Source organism: Neobacillus sp. YIM B06451 (genome assembly GCF_032667185.1).
Classification (GTDB): domain Bacteria; phylum Bacillota; class Bacilli; order Bacillales; family Cytobacillaceae; genus Bacillus_D.
The window spans coordinates 112577-133039 of the sequence record NZ_JAVFKJ010000005.1; the positions used below are offsets into that span (position 1 = coordinate 112577).

The 20463-nt window shown below is 42.6% G+C and carries 9 protein-coding genes and 1 pseudogene; 4 read left to right on the forward strand and 6 right to left on the reverse strand.

Annotation, left to right across the window (positions count from 1 at the left end; all coding sequences use genetic code 11):
- Positions 1 to 80 precede the first annotated feature (80 nt).
- The 4 genes and pseudogenes from RB160_RS11620 to RB160_RS11635 all read right to left on the reverse strand — a co-directional run bounded on the left by RB160_RS11620 (position 81) and on the right by RB160_RS11635 (position 9216).
- Positions 81 to 2441: a WD40 repeat domain-containing protein gene (locus tag RB160_RS11620; RefSeq protein WP_316570489.1), complete on the reverse strand. Its 2361-nt coding sequence runs from the start codon at positions 2439 to 2441 to the stop codon at positions 81 to 83.
- A gap of 261 nt (positions 2442 to 2702) precedes the next feature.
- Positions 2703 to 3359: pseudogene (locus RB160_RS11625) on the reverse strand (right-handed parallel beta-helix repeat-containing protein); the annotation flags it as partial.
- A 328-nt stretch (positions 3360 to 3687) separates the two neighbouring features.
- The gene (locus RB160_RS11630) at positions 3688 to 5361 is read right to left on the reverse strand and encodes a bifunctional metallophosphatase/5'-nucleotidase (protein WP_316570490.1); all 1674 of its coding nucleotides are present in this window, start codon (positions 5359 to 5361) and stop codon (positions 3688 to 3690) included.
- 876 nt (positions 5362 to 6237) lie between these two features.
- Positions 6238 to 9216: an Ig-like domain-containing protein gene (locus RB160_RS11635; protein WP_316570491.1), complete on the reverse strand. Its 2979-nt coding sequence runs from the start codon at positions 9214 to 9216 to the stop codon at positions 6238 to 6240.
- 839 nt (positions 9217 to 10055) lie between these two features.
- Here RB160_RS11635 and RB160_RS11640 point away from each other — a divergent pair.
- On the forward strand, positions 10056 to 11168 hold the full coding sequence (locus RB160_RS11640; RefSeq protein ID WP_316570492.1) for a C40 family peptidase: 1113 nt from the start codon (positions 10056 to 10058) through the stop codon (positions 11166 to 11168).
- A gap of 217 nt (positions 11169 to 11385) precedes the next feature.
- Complete coding sequence (locus RB160_RS11645) at positions 11386 to 12903, forward strand: ATP-binding protein (RefSeq protein ID WP_316570493.1); 1518 nt, start codon at positions 11386 to 11388, stop codon at positions 12901 to 12903.
- Between the two features lie 534 nt (positions 12904 to 13437).
- On the opposite strand, the gene RB160_RS11650 is transcribed toward RB160_RS11645, so the two are convergent.
- Complete coding sequence (locus RB160_RS11650) at positions 13438 to 17544, reverse strand: 5'-nucleotidase C-terminal domain-containing protein (RefSeq protein WP_316570495.1); 4107 nt, start codon at positions 17542 to 17544, stop codon at positions 13438 to 13440.
- 411 nt (positions 17545 to 17955) lie between these two features.
- Here RB160_RS11650 and RB160_RS11655 point away from each other — a divergent pair, with 411 nt between their 5' ends.
- The gene (locus RB160_RS11655; protein ID WP_316570496.1) at positions 17956 to 18180 is read left to right on the forward strand and encodes a hypothetical protein; all 225 of its coding nucleotides are present in this window, start codon (positions 17956 to 17958) and stop codon (positions 18178 to 18180) included.
- Between the two features lie 48 nt (positions 18181 to 18228).
- The gene (locus tag RB160_RS11660; RefSeq protein ID WP_316570497.1) at positions 18229 to 19086 is read left to right on the forward strand and encodes an STAS domain-containing protein; all 858 of its coding nucleotides are present in this window, start codon (positions 18229 to 18231) and stop codon (positions 19084 to 19086) included.
- A gap of 60 nt (positions 19087 to 19146) precedes the next feature.
- Here RB160_RS11660 and RB160_RS11665 read toward each other — a convergent pair whose 3' ends face one another.
- Positions 19147 to 20091 carry a CPBP family glutamic-type intramembrane protease gene (locus RB160_RS11665; RefSeq protein ID WP_316570498.1) on the reverse strand — a complete coding sequence of 315 codons (945 nt, stop codon included), beginning with the start codon at positions 20089 to 20091 and terminating at the stop codon, positions 19147 to 19149.
- Positions 20092 to 20463: the final 372 nt, after the last annotated feature.

Genomic DNA, 20463 nt, shown 5'->3' on the forward strand with positions numbered 1-20463 from the left:
GCTATCTAATTTAAAGTCTTAAAATAAGGAAAAAGTACCAACAATAGCTGGTGCATATCCTACAAATATATCACAATAAACTACTGGCTTAGTTTTTCCACCGGAATCATGTAAAGATTCGCGAGGTTTCTGTAATAGATATTACCCGCTCCATCTTGGGCAATTTCATACGCACCGCTTTCAAGTAGGATGGTATAGGACATATCGGCTGGATTAATCTTGAAGAGCCTGCCTTCCATTGTTCCGTACACAAATCCATCCTTCCCGGCAAGGAGCCTGGCATTGCTAAACCTTCCTGAAATTGCATTAAGTAATTTCACTTTTTTAAAGGAGTTCAAATAGGGATTATAGGCAAAAATTGTGCCATCAGCGGCTCCCCAGATGTCCCCATCCGGCCCCTTTATTAAGGACATCACCATTGTTGTCCTCACGGGAAGGAAAAAGAATTCCTTTTGTTCGGGATTGCCCGGGTTAAAGCGAAAAAACTTTGCACTGAATTCGGCGCGCTGGTAATTTGAATGGATGGAAGTACCAGCATATATATATCCATCATCTTGAAGAAGCGAGATAATACTCTGGTTTGTTATATAGTCTTCATATACTCTGTAGTTCCCAGTTGTCACATCATAATCTAGCAAAAGGCCGCCTTTTAATGAATCTTGGGCATATGTCCCAGCAAATAGATGGTTATTGCTGTGGCCGGCCATTGCAGTAATCCGTTCCTGGCTATACTTGTCGAGGGAAATCAATTCCTTTATCGATGATTGGTCCCATAACTCATTTGGAGTAATTTCTATCAGCCTGGCTTTTGGATAGGCACCACCGTATAGCTTGCCATTCATGACGATTGCACTTTCGAGCTGATTTATACCGCCCAGCTGTACTCCTTTTCTTTCTATTGTATCAAACTTCGTCAAGCCGCCTGTCATAAATCCGTTAATATAGATATGCCTCTTATCAGGATCCGAAACGATTGTATGAAGATTCACAGGCTGTGATGGTAAAATTGCTTTTTTTGTCATTACTATATTGGTATAAGGATTATACAGATAATAAGTGCCTTCATTATCAATTAATCCTGTAAGGATATTTAGAGACGGATTGTTTTTCAACTGGATAAAATCAAGAGACAATGCTGTCCTTTTCCTTGGAAGCCTCGCATTAGTATTGCGAATTTCACCACTGAAGAGGTTATACGCATAGAAATTTCCATCGTACGTATAATAAAATTCGTTTTTCGTTGGCTCTTTCGGTGAAAAGCCACGCGAATCAACCATGAATTCCTTTAAATAAACTCCTTTAGAAAAGTCGTATATATTAGCTTTTTTCGATGGATAAAATTTCACCACCAGTAAATTATCTATTCGTTTCATTTTTTCGGCATATGACTCAGATTTATAGGAGTCCATGGCAATAGGAATTTTCAGGTCATATCTAATATCCCACTTAAAAAGATCCGCCAACGGACCCGTACTCACATACAAATAGCTATCATCCGCTTCTGCAGCTATCGACTTTGCGAATTGCTTGCCGAAGGAAGCTGTACGGATAATTTCTCTTTCTCCAGTCATCTTATTAAAAGCAAAAACGGCAGCCCCATAAGCTGTAGAGCCATATACATATTGATTGGTTACCGCCAAATCCTGAATTGTTGTTTCTGATGTACCCACAAGCATATCGCCATGATCCCTGAATTCATTCGTATTAGGGTTATAGCTATAAAGATTCCCATTCGTTGTTCCGCCAACCCAGACGGTCCCGTTATTATCAACTTCAATTGCCCAAGCGCTTGTTGAATTGGCTAGGGAAAAGCTGCCGCGTGTTTCGTTTGTATTCAAATCCACAACTGCCAGGGATGATGGCGTTCCATGAAGAATGATATATAAATAGGCATTCCCATTCTGATCCATCCCCGCTTTTGAGGCAAGAGTGCTCAGGTTAGAAACCTGTGGTCCAAGGTTTACTGGCTCTAATTTGGGCTTCTCAGGCGGAATTACCACTGGCGGAGGAGTTTCCACTGGCGGAGGAGTTCCTTCATTACCAGGAGGCTCTGTTGGGAGCTCGGGTTTTGGATTCGCACATTTAACAGCATTCAATTTCTGCTTGGATGGGGTCCGATAATCAATACGTTCATCCCTTTTTACATAATAGCCCCCTCCCACGCCAAGATATTCCGCTTTGAAATTGTATATTCTGTATGTGCTTCCTTTTTTCAATATCCGCTCAATCACAAGCTTTCCATCAATAAATCGATAAAGTGGCGTATCCTCCAAAATCATTAGTTTTCCAATTTGGCCAGGTTTCAATTCCACACCATCCCAATAAATTTTTTGCCCGATTTTTGTTCCCGTACAGTCATATTCAATTGCATTCGCTTGTTTTGCAGGAAATAAATTCATTATGATAGCTGCAATGGTTACTAGAAGAAAAAAACGTCTCATATGAAAAATTATCACCTCTTCAATTTGTTGTTTTCGCCAGGTCCAGGAAGTAACGGGAAAATTTAGGATGACTCTTTCTATTATACTATTTTTTCCTTCTATATTAACAACATTATTCGTTTGAAAAATAGAGTTTACTCTACCCTCGAGAGTTCTTGTTGTAAATACAAGCCATTCGCTCAAAAGATTACATTATTTAATATTATTTAAAACAAAAAAGACCCATTAGAGCAAAATCTCTAATGGGTTCTTTTTAGGAAATTATTCTATTGCTAGTTTAACTACTTTGTTGTCTTCTTCAACATTAACGAATGTATTGGAAGATTTCAATGAGGCAACTGTCTCATCAGTGGTAGCAGCAGGTACAACGATGCCAATTCCTTTAGAACCATCGCTAAATGCTTTTGGATCTTTGATGACATTTCCAGTGATAACCTGGCTAGGCTCGGCCTGTGTAACATAAAAAGCATACTTAGCATCAGAAATCGTGTTTCCAGTTAGAGTAGCCGCGGTATTTGGGCTATCAACAATAATTCCAACCCATACGTCGCTGATAACTGTATTCCGGACAGTGAATTGAGTGTTTTCTCCAGCTGTCGTATCACTAATTCCGATTGCATCTTTGCCAGCCGGGCCACTAATTTTACTGTTTTCGATTACTACTCCTGTTACATCGCCAACCATGATTCCATAGTACCAATCCCCGTCCTCAGTTGTATAGAAGACAGATGGAGTAATTGTTAGGCCACGCAAAACAACATCGCTTGCACTAACTTGAATGCCCTTGCTTAATGAATAGCCATTTCCTTCAATGGTAACTTTCCGGTTAACATCAAGTTTATTGGACAGCGTAATATTTCCGTCCAAATAAATTGTTGAAACCTTTGGATCAGCTAACAAATTTAATAATTGAGCTTCTGTTGTGACTGTATATTCGCTATTCTCGTCTTATCCCTATTTAATAGGTTTTCGAGTCGAGTCTACACCGTACAGGCGCCTTTCAGCGCATACGGCGTTCCGCCAGCAATAATTCTATCTATTATTTCCCCAACTCCTATTATAGACAAAAAAAAGAATTTTCAACTAATAATTACCTCCAGTTCCACAATTTTACAAAATCCTCTGCCTCTTAATGCTTTATTTTGGAAAACTCCCCATTGTCACTTATGAAATTAAATAATTACCTCCTCAATATGCGTGAGCAAAAAGCCTCCCGCAGAAAGAACTGCGGGAGGCTCTGTTGAACTTAATTATCTCCAAATACTGTTTCTCCTTCAACCGTTACATTATCCAATTCAACAGATCCGGATAAATAAAGGTTTCCTTTTACTACAGCATTGGATAATTTTGTTACTCCAGTAACATCTACAAAGACGTTGCTGTTGTGAACTTTTGGAGTTTCAGCTGTTCCGGAGAATGAAGCAGCAGAAACTGAAACAATAATGCGACCCTCTAAGTCTGTATTAAACTGAGGATTCTCAGTAAGGTATTCTACAAACATTTCCCAATCCACATTTCCTGGCTCACTTACCCGGCCTTCTGCAAATGCTGTAGCAAACATTGTAAAGCCATCTCCACCTTTAGCAGTAAATGTGTTCGTGGCAACTGTATAAACCTTTGTAGGGTTTATAAGCACATAATCTGTACCATTTTCTTTAACTTCCACTTTAGTAACCCTATCACCAACTGGCTTTGAAGGATCGTAGTGGAATCTTAGGCCAGAAACATGGAGGAAGCCACCTAGTTGTGCAGGGAACGCACTAACACTATGCTCTAGGGCAGCCTCAATTTCAGAACCAGTAAGCTTCATTATTGCCAATGAATTACCAAAAGGCATTACTGTAAGAACTTCGGCCATAGTGATATCACCAGCATCAATAGAGGCACGGATTCCTCCACCATTTTGGACTGCGATCACTGTTTCAGAATCAATTTCCTTGGCTTTTGCTAGCATGCCATCAGTAATCAAGTTACCTAAATTGGTTTCTCGAGTCCTGACATTTGCACGTTCTCCATCAAGGACGCCTGTGGTATTACCGACAACCTCCGCCTTTTTAGCATCTACGGCTGGCTTGTATTTCGTATCTAATATCTGTTTAGCTTGTGTATCATCTAGAAGTGTTGATTTTTCTCCAATATTTATTAACCTTCCATCATACCCAATTACTTTCCCAAACAAATCAAACTGGACATCAAGTACACCAAGGTTATTGCTGTATTCACCGGTTTGTACAATAAGCGTCGGCTCATTACCAGTCGAGTCAACAATTGGCTTTTCAAGTAGAGAGTGAGTATGCCCACCTACAATAATATCAATGCCTTCAACTGCCTTTGCCAAGGCTAGATCATTTGCGGTCCCATTATTATAGCCAAGGTGAGACAAGGCTATGATTTTATTAACGCCTAATGCCTTAAACTGTTGAACAGCTTTTGTCGCTTCTGCTATATATGCTTCAAACTGTACACCATCACCAGGACTAGAGATAGAAGGGGTTTCTTCAGTAGTAAGGCCAAAAATCCCAATTTTTTCGCCATTAACCACTTTAATGATTCCGTTATAAATTTGTCCGTCTACGGGAGCTTCACTAATGGAATCATGAAAGCTATTTTTAAGAGTAGCATCATTTGAGAAATTGACGTTAGCGCTTACAAAAGGAAATTTCGCTGCACTAACAAAACCTTTTAATTCACTGGTTCCCAAATCAAATTCATGGTTTCCAAATGTCATTGCATCATATTCTAATAAATTCATAAATTCCAGATCTGCCTGGCCTTTATATTCATTAAAATACAGTGTCCCAGAGAATACATCTCCTGCATCCAGAAGTAATGCATTTGGATTGGCTTGTCTAACTTGTTTAATGGCCGTAACTTTCTTTGGTACATATTCGATATGTCCATGTGTATCATTGGTATGCATGACAGTTAGGCTGTAAGGGCTATTTCCAGTTCACACTGGACCTACACCGTACGGGCGCCTTTCAGCGCATACGGCGTTCCGTCAGAGATATATTTCTATTATGTATATTAATTTCTTATTTCCCCATAAATAGTGTATCACATTATTTTGCCTCTTTCTCCATAATTTTAGGTATTTCTGTAAAATATTTGTTAATTAGTAAAAAAAACCAACCACAAATAAATGTGATTGGTTGGTTGTTTTTAGTAACGACATATTTTGGGGAAATAAGTCGTAAAATAGAAGTATCACTGACTGCACTTCTTCGCTCCCATCTGTTTTAGCCTTTTCCCATGTTGCCATGGAAATCCAAACGGCAGATGATCAACACTACTATAAGTGCGCCGCCATTTTTTCGGCCTCTAAGGTTCTACCCAACCTCTTCCGAAAAAACTTCAAACGTTCCGTTATTTCCATCCCTCTATTTGATGCGCCTTAGGCCTCCACTTTTCAGGTAAGAGAACGTCCAGTTTAATAGCCAATTATGCTGAACGCCTATTTAATCATTTTGGATTAAAGGGGAAAAAGCAAACCGCTAGCTATTCTTACTATTTCCTACCTCTCCCTGCTTCAACATGGATTCGTCGCCTGGCCATAGCCATCTTTTAAGGAGCCCCGCCTCACTCTGTGAGTACGACTTTACCTGACTTCACCCTTTCGGCCGGGTTAGAGCTTATTGGATGCAGGAGTATCAGGCTCTTGTGGTTTGGCTATTTCACAAGGCCGGGGGTTTCACCCGACAATTGGAGAATAACAGTTAGATTGAGTCCCCCAATTTTAGGGGACTCAATCCACTTTTTTCACTTACATTAGTAAGCTTATAAAGTAACGTTTCGTTTATTGAGTTACAGCAGCAGTAGTAGCTACAGCCCAAGATCCGCCAGACTTAACAATGATTTTGTTAAGGTCAGCTATATCCATAACTTGCTTAATGTTCGAAGCAAGGACATTTGTGTTATCAGCATTTGCAGTTGCTGTAATGACAACCTTTGAATTATCACCTTCAAGAAGTCCAATGCTGGATACTGTGAAGCCGTCAACTGCAAAGCTAAGTTTAGAAATTGTAGCAGGCTCTAAATCTTCAGAGAAGTTTACAGTAAATGTAACTACGTCACCAGCTTTGTCTACTATAGTGTCATCAGTAGCATTGATTGTAGCGCCAGCCGCGTGTACATCATAGACTTCTTTGCTGTTTACAGTTTTCTTTTCAACTACTGCGACAATCTTATCGGCAGCAACACTTGACAGATTACCTCCAACCTTAACTCCAAAAGAGTTTTCGGAAGTTGGCGAAGCAATAGTTTTTACAGAAATCTTGTCTTTGCTTGCGCCTGCTTCAGTAGCATCTGTATCTAGTGCATTTGCAAGCGTATAGGTAATTACACCTTTTCCATCAACATTTGCAAATGTTACAGATGTATAATACCCAGGTCCCTTAGCATCAGCGCCTTCATACAAGACAAAGTCTTCTTGATTAAATTTGCTTAGAGTATCATTCAAAGTTACTTTGATAGTTTTGGTATCAATAGCTTCTACTTTGCTAATTGAAACTTTCGCAGCTTCTTCCAATGTAACCTCTGTAGCGAAGGCATTAATGAAGTTACCTGAAGCATCAGCAACCTTACCAACGGTAATCTTATCGCCAGCCTTAACCTCAAGATTTGCCACTCCGCTAAGATCAAGCAATACTGCTTTGCCACTATCAGTCAAAGATACCTTAGCATTTGTTCCGCTTAAATACATGGAACCTACCCTGTAATTACCCAGGTCTAATACAGAACCAGCACCACTTGTTGCCATAGCTTCGTTGAAGGTGATTTTCACTAATTCATTAGCGTAAAGAGTTCCTTTTGAAACCGTAGGAGCAGTTGTATCTGTTACAGAAACATTTACTTGTGCTTTATCGATTTCGTTTCCAGCAACGTCTTTAACTTTTTCTACAACAAGTGAATACACACCACCCGATAAAGAAGAACTCAAATCGATAGTTACAACCTTACCGTCGCTAGAAAGCTTTGGAGTTAATGTAACGCCAGAAACTGCTTTTCCTGTGGAATCAAGTAATGTGTAGTTGGCAGCAGCTGTAGCTGTAGCACTAGTTACTTCTTCAGAGAATGTAACTTTTAATTCGTTATCCTTTGTAGCTTCTGCCTTAGAAATTACTGGCTTGATTGCATCTACTGTCACGCTTACGCCAGCTTCATACTTGGCATTTTTATTGCCCCATCCATCTTTGAAGACATCTTTCTCGATGACCACATAAGCTGTACCCTTAGGCATAGCAAGGTTATCAGCGAAAGTGATTGTAACTGTTTTACCAGAAATCTCAACTTTCGATGCTTTGTTTGACAAATTAGTGTGGTAGATATTATCTTTAGCAGTTGCTTCGTTAACAAAAGAAACATCTTCAGTCATTTCAAGAACTAGCTTCGTTGGAGAAGCTTCTACTACTTTCGCAACTGTTGGAGCAGTTGTGTCTGCTACTTGAGTAAGTTTCAAAGTAGTGTCCGCAATCTTGAATCCAGCAAGATCTTGTACGTCTTTAACTGTTACATCATACTCGCCGTTTGCAAGAGTACTGTAAAGTTCAACTGTTACTTCATTAAGGGCTGTTACAGTAGCAGACTTAACAAAGTATTGACCATTGTTTACAGAGAAGCTACCAGCAGCCAATACAGTTGGATTGCCTTCAAGAGTTTTAACTGGCTCGCTGAAAGTTACTTTGAACTTATCTGGGCCAGCGCTAGTTACGCCAGTTACAGATGGAGCAGTAAAGTCTGCGAAACGCACATCAGCTTTGTAGTCAGCAATTGCAACGCCTGCAGTATCTTTCACGCCTTTAACAGTTACGGATTTTGTTGTTTGGTTAGCAACTGGTGTAGCCAGAGTAAGAACAACAGTTTTCCCGTCAGCAGCAAGGGCTACTTTATCGCTACCACTTAGGGCTTTTCCATCAAAAGTAAAGTTCCCAGGAACAACGGTTGCCTTGTCAATAGCTTTATTGAAAGAGAATGCAACTTGCTTAAGGTTAAGAGCAGAAACAGCTTCAACCTTAGGGTTAACAAGCGCATCGTATTGAGTTTTAACTTTAGCAACCTCAGCAATTAGGTATTTACCAAACTCGCTATCTTTGTCGACTTTTCCAAGGAATTCGTCGATTTTTGCGATTGCAGCTTTAGCGCCTTCAACGTCTTTTTCAGCAACTTTCTTTGTAGCAACATCAGCGTACATTTTTACAGTGATGTTAACTGCTTGGCTGTCACGTAGATCTTGGGCAGCTTGTTTGAATGCTTTAACTAGAAGTTCACGAGTAGATTCGCCGTATACGCGGTGAAGGATTACTGTACGTGTCTTCAGTTCGTAAGAGATTTCATGGTAAAGCTTTTCAGCTGCGTTCCAGTCCTTGTCAGTAAGGGCTTTAGCAAGAGCTTCCCTCTTAGCGTCAAGAGCTGTAGCGTAGTTGTAAGCGTCGATGTATGTAACGACGCGCTTCGCGATGTAGTCATCATAAGTGACTTCAAGCTGAGCAAGGTAAGCTTCCTTTTGAGCTCCACCTGATTTTGTAGCAAGTGCTTTAGCGTTGTTGTAGGCAACTTTTGCAGCGTTGTACTCTTTGTAAACATCTGCAATGTCAGCGAATTTGCCAGTAGCCGTTACATCGCTGTATGTGTGGTATGCTTTCTTCATTTGGGTAACAGCTTTGCTTACTTCTAGGGCAACGTTAGTTGCGGCATCCGTTTGAACCGGTGCGGCAGCAACGAATGCAGAAGCGGCAACTGCAGAAGCAGCAGCTATTTTAATAGCTTTTTTCTTCATAAGTCTGGTTTTCCCCTTTCGGTATTTTAGTAGTACGACAGTTTCCGCCTGTAAAGGCACAAACCACCGCCTTACAAACTTAACGACAATTATACTAAAGCGTTTTGGAAATATCAACTAATACATGAATTTCCTGTATACACTTTAGAAATCCTGTGAAAATAGCCAGGTATTGAGCGGCTTACCAGCACCTTTCACATTTTCTATAATAATACATTTGCGTGGAGAATTCTACTTTTTTATGTATTTATTTGGCGAAAAGACCAATGAAATACATGGTTATATTGGAAAAAGATTCATTTTGAGGAAAACATATTCAATATTTAGACATAATATAGACCTAATTTTGAAAAAATCCCCAAAGCCTTTTATTAGATTTAATGGTCAGACAATCGGAAGCCTCCTCCTTATTTACCACTTAAGTATATATTCATCACATAATACTTTATTACCAAGCTCAAATTCCCAGATCCAAAAGCTATCACCATCCTTTGTTATCCAAAGGGAAATCACTGAATCTTGAGGTTAATAGAGGTCCTTTTAAGTCCTCAAGGTTTAGCGTCTTGCTTTTCTCCCCAACAACTCAACGTTCTTGTACGTTGATTGATTAGAACTACGGATATTTGTGTCTTATGTCGGTGTTTTAACAGACTGCTTACCTCGACCAACTTTACACTATGCAAGAACTTAATAAAAACGCACTACTTTATAAGTAAATTTTGGGTACTCTGAACAGAAAACCACATCCATATTTCGACTTATTTTTCAAAAAACGGTTAGATAAATGTGTTCCTTATGGTAAAATATTCTTTATTAGAATACTCCATGGAGGTGAAGTGATGAAGAAGAAAGCAGCAACCACCTTTGCGACCGTTGCCCTTCTTTCAATAGCATATTCCTCAAGTGCATCGGCTTCGGATCTTTATACCGTGATGAAAGGCGATACACTTTCCGGAATTGCGGTTAAGACGAATTCAACCGTGGCTGACCTGAAGAAGCTGAACAAACTGGCCTCCGATAAAATCTTCCTTAACCAAAAACTTGTCTTATCTGGATCAGGATTAAAGGCCCAAGCTCAAGCTAAGCCGGCTGCCAACTCCAACCAGGCTAAAACAGTAACCTACACTGTCGTGAAAGGGGACTCTTTAAGCGCAATCACTCTTAAAACAGGGGTCTCAATCACTGATATAAAAACCTTGAACAACCTAAAAAACGATACAATTTATGTGGGCCAGGTTCTTAAGCTCCAGGCGGCATCCACTGAAAATGCAAAGCAAGCGGTTCCCGTTAAGCCGGCCGCTCCTGCAAAACCTGCCGATACAACTAAAGCACCAAAGGAACCAACAAAGGCTCCAGCCCAACAGGAAAAACCGTCTGCTCCACCCCAGCCCCCAACCAACAGCTTTGGTACTTACATTGTTGTTAGCGGTGATACACTTGGGAGGATAAGCCTGCAATTCAATACGACTGTGGAAAACCTGAAAGCATTGAATAGCCTTTCTTCAGATATGATCAGGATTGGCCAGGTTTTAAAGGTTCCTGGATCCGCTGAAGTACCTCCACCTGCAATTCCTGGAGATGGCAATGACATTACTTCTACAGTTATTTCCTTAGGCAAAAACCTAATTGGCACCCCTTATGTGTGGGGCGGTTCGACCGTCGAAGGATTTGATTGCAGCGGATTCATTTATTATGTATATAACCAGGCGGGAAACCATCTTGTCCGCCACTCGGCTGAAGGCTACTATAACCGTTCCTATGAAGTCGATAAACCAGTTGCAGGAGACCTTGTATTCTTTGAAAATACATACAAAAAGGGAATCTCCCATATGGGCATCTACCTGGGGGACAACCTGTTTCTTCACGCTGATGCTGTAATCGGGGTTACAATCACTAGCCTTGATGACCCATATTACAAAGCGCGTTTTGAAAGCTTTAAGCGTTTCTATTAAAATTGCTCATTATAAAAAAGTATTATTTTATTTTAAAAAGGCATCCCAAAGGTGCCTTTTTTGCCGTTCTATGAAAATGCCTTTTTCTTTGTCTACAAGTTTACAAATTGGCGTGGGAAATTTATACTAATTATAGGATATACTGGCTATTTCTCACCCTTTTCCGGAGGGGTCTTTCAGTACGTCTTCGTATGCCATTTTTAGCGGAGGGGGAGCCATGAACAGTCAAATGAAGTATTTAGGCTGGAAAATCAAGGAGCTCAGCGGTGAAGTGGCCCGTTATTTGGACTTGCCCCGCAACAGCGGCAAGTACAGCGCCATTTATAGCCAGCTTGATAATAAACCCTATATGAAGGGGTACATCTTTTATCTGGTCGGGGAATATCTTGCTGAACAAAGCCCTGCCATTAAAGATGATTTATTTTCCTTCGCAAATTTGCTGGGTAGAAAGTCTGTCGTTGGAGGCGGATCCCTTGATTCAAGCATCGGCCTCTTAAATGAAACGCGTATCGAAGTATTCGACCTTATGGAAAAAGAGATTGAAGCAGGTTCCATCACAGCCGGAGATCTACTGGAGAGCATTAAAATCCTCGACCCCCTGTATCACGCAGTCCTTTCTTCAGTCGTTAACCATTATAATGAGATTCTATCAACAACGAGATATGCATTGGATGAATCGGCTGAAGGGCTGAAAGTTACCCTTAATGAGCTTGCAGAGCTGAAAAAGGCTTTGGATGAAGCAACAATATTTGCCGTTATGGATGAAAACGACCGGTTCATTTATGTAAATGAAAAGTTTAGTGAAGTCTCAAAGTACTCGAAGGAAGAACTAATTGGACAGCCCGCTTCCATCCTTTTTTCCGGATACCACCCAATGGAATACTTCGAAGAACTTTGGGAGGAGGCTTCTTCTGGGAAGGTCTGGAATGGGGAAATCCTCAACAGGGCCAAGGATGGAACGACCTATTGGGTGGATACGACAATAGTTCCTTTTCTGGATAAGAACGGGAAAAAGTATAAGCATATCTCCATTCAGTACGATATTACAGAGAAAAAACGGACGGAAGAAACTCTTCAAAAGGCGGAGAAACTCTCCATGGTCGGGGAACTTGCCGCAGGGTTTGCGCATGAAATCCGCAACCCGCTTACCACGATAAAAGGATTTGTCCAGCTTCTTACGGAGACAACAAATGAAACCGTTTTCACCAAAACAATCCTTGAAGAGATTGACAGGATCAATTCAATTGTCAGCGAATTTATGATTTTCGCAAGGCCCCATCAAGCTGATTTTTCAAAATGCAATCTCGTCTCTATTTTACAAGGAGCGGCAAGATTCCTTGAACCTGAAGCATTGTTAAGGAATGTAATCATCATTACCCACTTCCCCAATGATGAGATCCAAATTTCAGGAGAAAAGAACCAGCTCAAGCAGGTGTTCCTCAATATTCTCAAAAATGCGATTGAAGCGATTCCGAATGGAGGGATCGTGACACTTACGATCGAGGAGCGCGATAAGGAAGTAGCCGTTATTATTGAAGACACAGGAATCGGCATGACTGATGAGCAATTAAACAAGCTTGGCGAACCATTTTTTACTACCAAAGCCACCGGGAATGGGCTGGGGCTTATGGTGACTTATAAGATAATTCAGGACCATAAAGGCCGAATCAATGTTGAAAGCGAGGGCCCAAACAAAGGAACGGCATTTATTATTACTTTCCCATACAAAAACTGAGGCTCTCAAAAGCCTCTTTTTTATTTTATTTCATGTATTTATTATCATAGTGTATCCTTTCGTTTTCAACCCATCCTAACCCTCCAAAAGATTTTCGCCATCATTCTCTCACCCTCTCTTCCATTCGCCACCTTCTTCACTCCGAAAAGTTGAACCAGGTAAAAGCATGTCCATTTTCCACTGAATTTGCAAAACGATTCATCGTTTATCCTAAACAAAATCGCGGTAAAGGAAGAATAAGTAAATGGAACAATAAGGTAAGGCCTTTCCACTAAGGAAGGAAATTCACGAGAAGAAAAGGGGAGTTGTAGGGATGAAAATAAAAGCGGGAAACTGGAGCAGGTTAACTCTGCAGGAAAAGCTGTTCATCTTACGGGCGGTAAGCTATCGATCATCAAAACTTAAGTATTAAGGGGTGCGGCATTGCTGCATCTCTTTTTTTGGATTTTTTCGAGGCGGGGATCCTCACTAATAATTATTTTATATACGGAAAAGCACCCTGAGCCAGCAACGGCCATCGGGTGCTTTGTGTATCTATGCGGATTTTTTACCTTTTCCAGGTGTTTCTCCCGACTGTCCAGGAGGCTGGCTGCCGCCTTGTCCAGGCGTATTGCCAATCTGGCCAGGAGGCGCGTTTTTCTGCTTTTTCTTCACGACTCCATCTTTGTCGAGGTGGTACCACCAGCCGTCATATTGTGACCACTTGTCGGTTTGCTGGACGCCTTCCTCGTTAAAGAGATATGTCTTGCCGTCGATTGTGACCGGTCCTACCTGCATGACGCCTTCTTCATTGAAATAGTAGATCGAACCGTCAATCGTTTTCCAGCCGGTTGCGCGAGCACCGTCTGCCGCAGGGTCAAGGTAGTACTTTTTGCCTTCAACCTCAAGCCATCCGGTAACCTTCTTGCCCTCTGCATCATAGTAGAACCATTGGCCGTCCTTTTCAACCCAGCCGGTTACAATTTTCGGAGGCTCTTGGCCGGCAAGGATGCGCCCTTCGACTCCCGGTGATAGCGGGCTGTTCTTTTCAATATACGAAGCAAGGACTTCGAAATCAACTACGAACAATTCATGGATACGGCCTTCATCCTTGGCTTTCTTAAAGGATGTGTAACCGTCTCCTCCGTCTGCGACGAACGCATTAGTCGCGACTCGGTATGTCTTGTTCAGGTCAATCGCTTCGTATTTGTCGCCGTTCTTGACTTCGACCTTCCAAACCCTTTGCATCGCAGGCTTGGCCGGGTCATATTGGAAGCGCAGTCCAGACACTTGCGGGAACTTGCCCTGTTTCGTTTCAACCTGTGAAACGCCATTTTCAAGCGCCGCCCAGATTTCCGCGCCGGTCAGATCAAGTGCGACAAGCTGATTTTCAAACGGCATTACTTCAAGGATTTCTCCAAGCGTTATCTCGCCCACGTCAATAGATGCGCGGATACCGCCGCCATTCTGGATTCCAATTGTTGTCGGCAACGATTCATTCGCTTTTGCTACCATTGCATCGGCAATCATATTACCTAGGTTTGTTTCCTTTGATCGGACATCATCTCGTACCCCGTTCAATGGAACAGTTGTATGTCCCACAACTTGTTTTCTCAACTCATCGAGCGGAGCCTTTAGTTCCGCAACACGGGCAGAAGCTGCTTCATCTGCCGCATAGCCTTTCAATTCCAGCAACACGCCATTATGGCTCTTGATGACGCCATTTTCGTCAAACGAGACTTCCAGCTTGCCGAGATAATTCAGATACTCGTTCGCCTGGACAATCAGCGTCGGTTCTGCTTTCGCAACCAGGACAGGCTTGTCCAGCTTCGTGTGTGAGTGGCCGCCGACGATAACGTCGATGCCATCGACTTTTGCAGCGAGATCCTGGTCAGGAACGTAGCCAAGGTGGGAAAGGGCAATGATTTTATTGACTCCTTGCTCCTTCAAGGCCGCTACTGTCGCTTTCGCTTTGTCAATTGCATTATTGAAAACAATTTCATCGGCCGGGTTGGCTAGGAATGTCGTATCGGTTGTTGTCAGGCCGAAGATACCGACCTTTTCGCCGTCGATTTCCTTAATAATCGCCGGATAGATTTTACCGCCTGCAGGCTGGGTGGCAATATTGTTTTCAAAAAGCTTCCCTAGTGTTGCATCCTTACTTACATCGACATTGGCGCTCACAATCGGGAAGTTTGCCTTAGAAATAAAGTTTGCTAGAGTTTCAGATGTTTTATCAAATTCATGGTTTCCGAATGTCATAGCATCATAGCGGAGCAGATTCATAAATTCAAGATCCGCGAGACCTTGATATTGCTTGAAGTACAGCGTTCCGGAGAACACATCGCCCGCATCAAGAAGCAAGTTGTTCTTTGCCTGGCTGCGAACTTCATTTACAGCCGTAACGAGTTTCGGATACTGCTCGACATGCGCGTGGCTGTCGTTTACATGCATGATGGTAAGGTCAAGCGGTTTAGGGCCGGCTGGTTCCGGAGTCAGGTCAATCTTTGCCACAAGCGGGTCATGGTCGCTAACACGTCCCTGGGCCGCCGAAAAGTCTGCGTTCAAGTGAACGATATCCAGCTCCGATGACTGTGCAAGCCGGTTTGACACGAGCATATGGTCAAGTACCTGGGCATTGCCTTGATAATTGTACGTATAGCGCTCAGGCAGCGGAACAGTTTCAATAAGGTTTGTTAAATCATCGCCTTTTAGGACCTCTAGTGGTTTAGAGAATTCGAAATCATTCAAGTCGCCAAGAACGACCATATTCGCATCTGGATTCTTTGTTTGGACATCGGAAACGAAGTTGTTTACTATTCTTGCGATTTCCAAACGCTGTGCTTCACTGCCAAGGACCGGAGGTTGATTTTTTCCAAAAATCGGCTGATCCCCGCCCTTGGAATTGAAGTGGTTGGCAATGACGATTACTTTTTCGCCATTAAAGACGAACTCGGCTGCAAGCGGCTTTCTACTTGAGTTGAATGCTGTATGTGTTGGATCAATACGGCCCGGGTTCAGGGTAAGTGAGCCATTTTCATAGTTTACAGCCTGGGTTGCCGTTCCTTTAGGAGCACCTGCTGCCAGTTGGACTCTCTCCGAATTGTAGAGGTAGCCAACACGGATATTTCCTCCCGGTTCGCCGCCGTCCTTCAGATTTTCAGGCGCGATATCGGTCCACGCATAGGTTGGGCCGCCGGCTCCCTTTATTGCATTAATAAGTGCCTGATAGTTTTGAGATGCGTCTGTCGTCCCGTCATTTGTCGGACCGTTATTGTCCTGCACCTCGACAAGTCCGATAATATCAGGCGAGTTCAGGTTGTACACAATCGATTCGGCAATCTTTTGTGTTTTCACCGTTTCGGAAGCTCGGTAGTTTTCCATATTATAAGTAGCAACTGTAAGCTTGTCCGCCTCTTTTTTAATTGTCGTTGTTTCGCGTACCGCAGGACCTTCAACAAGTTCAGGAAGGCTGGCGCGGTCGGTCAGGATTTTGTAATTTTGGAATCCGTAGCTGACAACTCCGGTTACGGTTCCGTTCAAGCGGTCGCCAGTTTTGTTGACATAGTTCCTGTCCCCCATCAGGATATGCATCCGTTCAGGGTTCGCATTGTCCTTTGTTAAAATCGTTCCACCAGCGATTGTGTAAGGTTTCCCATCTACTTTCCTGGCAATGACAGGGATTTCCCCGTATTTCTGTGGAGCAGTGGCTATTGGATTCTCAATTGTCACACGCATTCCTTCAATGCTTTCGTAAAAATCGATTCCATCTTCATTGGGGTCGAAGGTTCCGAACCGGTCGTTGTCGATGACTTGGGTTGGAGGGAAGAAGTCTTTTCCAATAACTAATGCCTCGGGCAACGGATTGTTTCTGCTGATCACAGATACGGAATTACCTGTTCCCGTTGCATTGAGTTCAGTCATCGCAAGGTCTGTCTGAAGCTTATCGGAGTATCCATCTAGGACCCATTCCTTAACAAGTCCATCCACGGATACGAGATCGCCCACTTTGACATTATGGGTAGGCTTGTATACTAAAATCCCTTCCGATGTGTTCGGATCGGTATCAGGGGTTGCGGATTGCATGTAGAAATTGCTCGCATCCTCTACATACGTAACAATTCCCCGGACGCCTTTTACAGTTTGGTCTTTATATGGTGATTCATGGGAGCTACCCTGGATTTGGTGAATCTTCAGGCCTTCCGGTGATGGCTCAGGATCCTTTGGAGTTTCACCAACAAAGCTCATCGCTGTAGGAGATTTTAGGCCTGGAACAGTGAAATACGCTTCCAGTGACCCTGTAACCAAGATTTGTTTACCCTGGTTACCGGGATTAGACTGAAGATTGAACTTAGTACGGAAATCACCGCTTGGCAGCTGGACCGGCAGTATTTTTGCGGGATCTCGCTCCGTTGCGGAGTCCGCAATGGCTATATTGGTATTTCCTCCAAAAGGAGCTTCAAAATCGTAATTCCTCGTGCCAACTGTGTACGCAACTATATACCCCTTAACAGTGGCTGTCCCCGTGTTATTCGCAATCGCCTGGGCGACGGTAATAAAATTCTCTTCCGCGCCGGCTTTGCCTGCATACGGAAATACCGTTCCGGCCAGCATGGTTAGAATGGTAGTTAAAATTAATAACTGTCTTTTAAGTGCTTTCAAATCCTGATGCCTCCTTCATAAGTTTGTCTTTCTATTACTTGCTGAAGTTCAGGTTGCAAACTGATGGACGTAGTTCCAAAAAGTAACTCTTATCCCCTCCCGGATAATGAATTTACTCAAATGCATGTCCATTTTAGCCTACTATATAGTAATACGACTATAGGGCAAAGCTCATAATTATTGTAATTATGCCAATTTTTCGTCGACTCATTTCTGCAATTTTCTAGCTGCTTCTGTCCCTTTTTTCGTTCGGGACAGCCTATACTGGGAAGAAGATAGCCGAATACGCTCTTTCCCGTCATTATTTGTTGAACGAATCTCTATTCAGTTTCCATGAAAGACTAAGTATAGTGGACTTATAGGCAAAAAGTTGGGGTTTGCCGAAAATGCGTTTATTTTAAAAAGCGGGGAGTGAACTTTGATGAAAATTCAAGTAAAAAACTGGAGAATGCTTTCTGCGGAGGAAAAACAATTTTTGTTGAAGGTACTCAGCAACCGTTTCAGGCGCTAGGTTGGCTGGCACCCAATAAAAAACCTTCAAAGAAAAAGGGCAGCGGAATATCCGTTGCCCTTTTTGGTTTTCGCAAATATCAGAAAAGGCCTCCTTCCTGTCTTGCATTTTGCCTCAAAGGATGAAAATACTATATGATAGATGGGAGAGAGTATATAAAAGGGGTTCATGCTATGAAGGATGAATTGCAGTATATTGGCGAGAAAATCATTGCAAATGATCGTGTGATTGCTAGAAATGTTACGGATATCCTCGAAAAAAATGATACGTTCCGCCTGCCCGGCCAGGAAATTCCCCTTGATCGGAAGGTGGATTTTTGTGCAAAATTAATCTCACACTTCGGGGAAGCGCTGACTGGGAAAAGGGAGTCGATTCTGCCTGAAATTGAGGAATGGGGAAAGAAAGCTGCTCAAGTGGCAATCCGCCATCATGTGTCGCTGACCGATTCCTTGAGGAGCGTTTCGTTTTTCAGGACAGTCGTTTGGGACGTTTTTACCGACGAATTGGAAAAAAAGAAATTTGCAGCGATTACGATGCTTGATGTTTCCAAAATCATTGACCCTCTCCTTGACAGGGTATCGAGCGTTGTCGGAGAGGAATTCGAAGCCCACACAAACCGGTTGATGAATGTTGCCTACACCGCGCTTGAAGAGCTTTCAGTTCCCGTTGTTCCCATCGTCGAAGGAGTAGCCGTTGTTCCGCTCGTCGGGTCGATTGACACAAGGCGCGCAAAATTGATTATGGATGTGGCATTGTCCGAAAGTACACGCCTGAATGTCCGGCAAATCATTTTCGACATTTCCGGGGTTCCGGTCATCGATACGATGGTTGCCGACCAGTTGTTCCAGATTTTCAGTGCGCTTAGGCTGACGGGAGTGGAAGCAATTATTACCGGCATCCGTCCGGAAATTTCACAAACAATTGTGAACCTCGGGCTTAACTTCAATTCTGTCAAAACACGCGCCACGATGCGGCAGGCTCTGAATGACCTTGGCATTCGAATGATTGGCCAAGAATCAAATGGCAAATAAGCCCCAATGGAAACGCCTGGCCACTTAAGGTCAGGCGTTCTTTTCTATTGAATTACTGTGCTAATCGCCTATCTTTACAGTCGTCTCCTGGAAATTCGGTTTTCTCCGCGTGGCCGTTTCAACGATCCACGCCAAAATCATTACTCCAGAGAAGACCGGGGCGGCCAACTCAAAATAATACCATTGGATTGTCATCAGGATATCGTACACCGAATGGACAGCAATCAAAAGCCAAAGATTACGGCTCCACAACAGCAAAAGCCCCAAAATAAGGCCCATATTCGTAAACGTTGCAATGGTGCCAAGTGTTACACTCCACGGCTGAGGATTAGCGAGAGTGTGTCCAATTCCGAATAGGAGTGAACTGATGAATAGGACAGCCATCAGGAAAATTTCCTCCGGCCATTTTGTCCACTTTTGCGGGAAGATTTTTTTAAAAAGCATAAGAAAGAGGATCATATAGGCAATCCGGTAAACTTCTTCAAATCCCGCTAGTGTATCGGATAGGAAATCATATCCAACGAGATCGAACCACTCAAATACCTTGAAAGCAACCGCTTCTTCTCCGCTGCTTTCGGCTAACCCGTTTTCAACCGCAGCCGCAGACTCCTCCACGTATTCAGCGTAATTATCATTAAAATCACTAAACAGTATATTGGAATAGAAATTCGTAATGATTGATCCTAGGTAAAACAGCAGAAAGATAACAGCAAATTGGGAAACAAGCTGCCGTTTAGGTGCCCCTCCCCTAAAACCAAGGAATGTGTCATACTCGGAGGAGAAATACGTATCTCCATTATCAACTTCCGTATTTTTCTGCGAAGGCGCTAGCCGTGGATGCAGCTTCCAGGCCAACACGATTGAACCAACCATTAGCAAATTGTAAAAGTCCGAGAAAAAAAAGCTATGCCTCGAAAAATAGAGGACCGCTTCGGATCCGACTGTGACAAGGAGCATCAACAATAAAAGCCGTTTCGATACCGGCTGTACCAAATCATTAATCAAGTTTTTTCCTCGCTCCATATGAATTTATAGTAGCCGGCACACCTTACCGGCTTTCAGGCGTTTGCCGGATCCAACGAACCTGCCAGCTGTTGGTGATGTTTTTAGGCAAACAATTTTGCTAATGCAAAACAAACTCCGTTAACAGCCAGGAGGAACAATCCGCATCCAAGTATCCATCTACTGTTGAATTCCATTTATGGCTCCTAAATTTCATTATTTTCCACTACTTTACCATAAGATTGCCATTCAGGCATTAAGAAATTTTGTGTCCTTTCAAACGACATTTTTCGGCATGCGGAAAATCAATCAAACGTTTGATTGATTTTCAATTTTTATATGTCTCCCTTGGGTTTACGCCTGATGTCAATTGAA